Annotated in this window: 2 protein-coding genes and 4 tRNA genes; 4 read left to right on the forward strand and 2 right to left on the reverse strand. The window is 40.1% G+C overall.

Annotated elements, in window-relative coordinates; translation table 11 throughout:
- The first annotated feature begins 13 nt into the window (after positions 1-13).
- The 4 genes from CWB60_RS17925 to CWB60_RS17940 all read left to right on the forward strand — a co-directional run bounded on the left by CWB60_RS17925 (position 14) and on the right by CWB60_RS17940 (position 453).
- Positions 14-100: transfer RNA gene (locus CWB60_RS17925), tRNA-Leu, on the forward strand.
- Positions 101-160: 60 nt separating this feature from the next.
- Positions 161-236, forward strand: a tRNA-Gly gene (locus tag CWB60_RS17930).
- Positions 237-255: 19 nt separating this feature from the next.
- Positions 256-329, forward strand: a tRNA-Cys gene (locus CWB60_RS17935).
- A 37-nt stretch (positions 330-366) separates the two neighbouring features.
- Positions 367-453, forward strand: a tRNA-Leu gene (locus CWB60_RS17940).
- Positions 454-975: 522 nt separating this feature from the next.
- On the opposite strand, the gene CWB60_RS17945 is transcribed toward CWB60_RS17940, so the two are convergent.
- Positions 976-2,571 (reverse strand): BCCT family transporter, encoded by a 1,596-nt coding sequence (locus CWB60_RS17945; protein WP_138580054.1) that lies wholly within the window; start codon positions 2,569-2,571, stop codon positions 976-978.
- A gap of 183 nt (positions 2,572-2,754) precedes the next feature.
- The gene (locus CWB60_RS17950; protein ID WP_138580053.1) at positions 2,755-4,170 is read right to left on the reverse strand and encodes an alanine/glycine:cation symporter family protein; all 1,416 of its coding nucleotides are present in this window, start codon (positions 4,168-4,170) and stop codon (positions 2,755-2,757) included.
- Between the last annotated feature and the right edge of the window lie 445 nt (positions 4,171-4,615).

Genomic DNA, 4,615 nt, shown 5'->3' on the forward strand with positions numbered 1-4,615 from the left:
AAGCAAACTCGATGCCCGAGTGGTGGAATTGGTAGACACAAGGGATTTAAAATCCCTCGACTAACAAGTCGTGCCGGTTCAAGTCCGGCCTCGGGCACCACTTTTAATTATTCTACCAAGGTAATTGAAAGTTAGATAAAATATTAATAAAAAGTTTAACGCGGCACTAGCTCAGTTGGTAGAGCGCGACCTTGCCAAGGTCGAGGTCACGAGTTCGAGCCTCGTGTGCCGCTCCAAATTATTTGGAAGCGTTAAGGCGGAATGGCAGAGTGGCCATGCAGCGGATTGCAAATCCGTCCACCTCGGTTCGACTCCGGGTTCCGCCTCCATTTAATTACTCCACATGCTTTAAATAGCAAACTCGATGCCCGAGTGGTGGAATTGGTAGACACAAGGGATTTAAAATCCCTCGACTAACAAGTCGTGCCGGTTCAAGTCCGGCCTCGGGCACCACTTTCACTAAAGTCCTTTTAGTAAATTAAATACTCCCTATTTTAAATAAATACCCATTTGTTATATAACAATCACTTTGTCTATGTTTTTGCCTATTCCTTAAAAATTAATAGCACTTGGCTTAATTAAGTGACTAATTTGAGGTAGACAATCGTGCTTAAAGCAGAGCATACGCATTGTTACACGTTAGCGTTAGTTGATTAAACCTACATTACTTTTCCTATATCTCTTTGCTGCTGCCGTCTAAATCCAATTCAGTTCATCAAAGCAATTTACATACATGCGCGACTACCTGATGATATAAACTTGATAGCTAAAGGTGCAATTAATAGCACTTGGTTGTTATGCGCTGATATGTGCGCTCTATTTATTTAAAACAACGTGTTTTAGAGGTGTATTGCCAAAGCTAAACAGTTTGATAATTAAATACGTTCGTTAATGTATTAGCTGAAGTTGTAGGTAAGGGAGGAAATAAAGTGCAAAGCAAAGCGACACAAGGCCGCTTTGCTAAAGTAAATAATGCTATAACTTTGTTTGTGCCTTATAAATAGGGTATTCGCTCATTAAACCTTGAATAAGCGCCACGCACATTAAAATAAGCACAATTGAGAAAGGTAACGCAGTGGTTACTACTCCCGATTGCAAGGCCTGCAAGGCTTGAGAGCCACCTACCCACAGTAATACGGCGGCTATTGCCCCTTCAATCGTTGCCCAAAATATACGTTGTGGTACCGGCGCATCAATTTTTCCGCCTGCGGTTATGCCATCTATTACAAGTGAGCCAGAATCAGAAGAGGTAATAAAAAATACTAAAACAAGCACAATTGAGATCACACTAATAAGGCCACTAAGCGGAAGCTGCTCATAAACCTGAAATAGCGTTACAGAGATATCGGTTAACCCGTTTTGCCCAAGTGGGCCTACTTTATCAATAATTTGTGAAATCGCTAAATTACCAAATACCCCCATCCACACTAAGCTTAACAGTGTTGGCAGGCCAATGACGACTAATAAAAATTCTCGCACGGTACGGCCTCTAGAAACGCGGGCAATAAACATTCCTACAAACGGCGACCACGATATCCACCATGCCCAATAAAATACTGTCCAGGCATGCATCCAGTCTTCATCTTCACGGCCAAACGGATTACTAAGCGGAACCATATGTTCTACATATGCACCAAAGGTAAACCATATTGCTGTAATTGAGTCACTAAAAGTAAGCGATATTATGGCTACAAGTAAAATAAATGCACATATAAGATTGATGTTACTAAGTACTTTCACACCCCCTTCAATGCCTTTAATAACAGAAACAATAGCAATACAGGTAACGAGCGCTATAACTGTAATTTGAAAAACGGTACCGTAGTCTGTGCCCATTAAATAATTAATACCACTTGTTGCTTGCTGTGCCCCTAAACCAAGAGACGTTGCTAAACCAAAAAGCGTAGAGAGTACAGCAAGTATATCAATAACATGGCCAAGCCAACCCCAAGCACGATCGCCAAATAAGGGATAAAACACGGAGCGTATAGATAAAGGAAGACCTTTATTGTAAGCAAAAAACGCTAAGCTAAGTGCAACAATGGCGTAAATTGCCCAACCATGTAAGCCCCAGTGATACATGGTAGCACCCATGGCTAAAGAGTGAGCTTCTGGGGTATTTGGCTCTGCGTTCATTGGCATTAAGTACCAATCAGTAAAATAGGCTGCGGGCTCTGCTACACCCCAAAACAGTAAACCTATCCCCATTCCTGCGGCAAATAACATTGCCAGCCATGAGAGATAACCATGTTCAGGTTTTGCATCAACACCCCCTAAGCGAATTTTACCAAGAGGGGAGAGCGCAAGTGCAAAGCAGAATAATACGAAACCATTAGCAATCAACATGAAGTAGCTATCAAATTTATTGATAATGGCATCTTTAGTTGAGGTAAGTGCTTCCCTGACCACTTCAGGGTCAAGCAATAAGGTAAGGGCAACAAATAGTATGACTAAAAATGCGCTTATTCCAAACACTGGATTATGAACATCAAACCCCCATTTTTGTACGTTATCTTGACCTACCTGATAATCGGTAGTGTCAATACTGTATTTGTTCAATTGGTCATCCATCATGACTCCTTTATATTATAGATAACAAACTTCAATTTTATAGTACGTAAGTAAATCAAAAAGCGCCTATTACTGATATTTAATTATGGTATATATCTCTGAAATACATTAATAAATTTTTATATAGTTTGAAAGGCAAAAAAAAGCGAGCTAATGCTCGCTTAATAATTTTTTAATTTAGCGTTACTTCCACGCGTTAGGATCAACCTCTTTGGCAAGCTTAGGGTGCTTGTCTTTGTCAAACGTAGGTAATACACCTTGCTTGTTTTGCGCGTTGTAATCTTTTGATAACCACACAACAACGCCTGAAAGCATAAACAGTGCAACTACATTTACAATAGCCATAAGGCCCATAGAAATGTCAGCAAGTGTCCAAATAATACCTAGTTCACCAATGGCACCAAACATAACCATACCTAATACAAGTAATCTAAATATAAACATTCCTTTAGTAGAGTTGTGCTCTAAAAACATTAGGTTTGTTTCGGCATATGAGTAATTCGCGACAATAGAGGTAAATGCAAAAAACAAAATGGCAATGGCAATAAAATAAGTGCCCCAGTCACCTACGTGCTCTTGTAGTGCAGCTTGCGTTAACTCTATTCCTAATACACCCGATTCAGGCACAAGTTGATTAGACAGTAAGATTAATGAGGCAGTGGCTGTACAGATCACAATAGTATCTATAAATACACCTAGCATTTGCACATACCCTTGCGAGGCTGGGTGCGGTGGATAAGGTGTTGCCGTTGCTGCGGCATTGGCTGCGCTACCCATACCGGCTTCGTTTGAAAACAAACCTCGCTTAATACCTTGGATCATAGCTTGCGTTACACCATAGCCAATTGCACCGGCGCCAGCTTGCTCTAAACCAAATGCACTTTTTATTATGAGTACAATAACATCAGGCAGGGCAGTAAAGTTAATCGCACATACATATATAGCAACTAGCAAATAGGCAAGCGCCATAAATGGAACAACCATTTCGGCAAAACGTGATATTGTTTTTAATCCACCAAAAATAATGATGCCAGAGCCAATTACAAGTGCAATGCCTACTATATACTTAGGTACATCAAACGCTACTTCAAATGCGGCAGCAATAGAGTTTGACTGTACAGCATTAAATACCAGGCCAAAGGCTAAAATTAAACACAATGAAAACAACACACCCATCCAGCGTTTGCCCAAACCACGCTCCATATAATAAGCAGGGCCGCCTCTAAAGTTGCCATCAGCGTCTTTAGTTTTATAAGCTTGTGCTAAGGTACTTTCTGCAAAGCTAGTTGCCATACCTATTAAAGCAATCAGCCACATCCAAAATATAGCGCCAGGGCCACCTAAATAAAGTGCCACGGCAACACCGGCCATATTACCTGTTCCAACCCGCGCCGCTAAAGAAGTACAAAAAGCCTGAAAAGAAGAAATCTCATCTCCACCACATTTACGTGAGCCAAACATAACTTTAAACATATGTGGGAATTGTACGAATTGGATAAAGCCTAACCGAATGGTAAAAAAGAGACCTGCTGCTATTAATAAGTAGACGAGAACTTGGCCCCAAAGTAAGGCACTTATACTATTTATTATATCTGTCATGAATACTACCTAAGTACATGAGTTAAAAAAGTGCTGGCAACTTACCATAACAAATCAAAAGAGTTTAGTTTTAAAAGCAAAAAAACAGTCTTATCCACAGGCTTTTGTGGGTAACATGTGTTTTTAATGTGAGGTTCTTATGGGTATAAATTAAATGCAATTTTATTTAATAAAACGCTTGCGTATAAAACGTTTCTCCCTATAATGCGACCCCACTGAGACGGCAGAGCGCAACGCATAGCGAGGCAAGAGCTACTTAGTAAGTCGAGTAAAACTTAGTTTTAAAAACTTTCAAGTTTAACAAAATTAAGTATTGACAAAAAAATAGGAAAGCGTAAGATGCGCAGCCCTAGCGAGATAAAGTTTAACGCTTTAATCGCAACGTTCTTTAACAATATAAAGCAATCATCTGTGTGGGCACTCGTACAGATTGAGTTCTAACAGC

The sequence above is a fragment of the Pseudoalteromonas sp. S327 genome, assembly GCF_005886415.1.
Lineage (GTDB): Bacteria > Pseudomonadota > Gammaproteobacteria > Enterobacterales > Alteromonadaceae > Pseudoalteromonas > Pseudoalteromonas atlantica.